Source organism: Streptomyces rubellomurinus (assembly GCF_000961885.1).
GTDB classification, from domain to species: Bacteria; Actinomycetota; Actinomycetes; order Streptomycetales; family Streptomycetaceae; genus Kitasatospora; species Kitasatospora rubellomurina.
In genome coordinates this window covers 1-212 of record NZ_JZKH01000407.1, presented here as the reverse complement: position 1 = coordinate 212, position 212 = coordinate 1, and the positions used below count along the sequence as shown (strand labels likewise).

Annotated in this window: 2 tRNA genes; both read left to right on the top strand. The window is 60.8% G+C overall.

Annotated features, from left to right (window positions below):
- Position 1: 1 nt before the first annotated feature.
- Positions 2–73 (top strand) — tRNA-Val (locus tag VM95_RS38395).
- A 41-nt stretch (positions 74–114) separates the two neighbouring features.
- Positions 115–186: transfer RNA gene (locus tag VM95_RS38390), tRNA-Val, on the top strand.
- Positions 187–212: the final 26 nt, after the last annotated feature.

The following is a 212-nucleotide window of genomic DNA, read 5'->3' as shown; positions in this document are numbered from 1 at the left end:
GGCGCGATTAGCTCAGCGGGAGAGCACTACCTTGACACGGTAGGGGTCACTGGTTCAATCCCAGTATCGCGCACGTCGGACTCCCAGGAGTCCGCTGCAAGATCGCCTTACCAGGCGCGATTAGCTCAGCGGGAGAGCACTACCTTGACACGGTAGGGGTCACTGGTTCAATCCCAGTATCGCGCACGTCGGACTCCCAGGAGTCCGCTGCA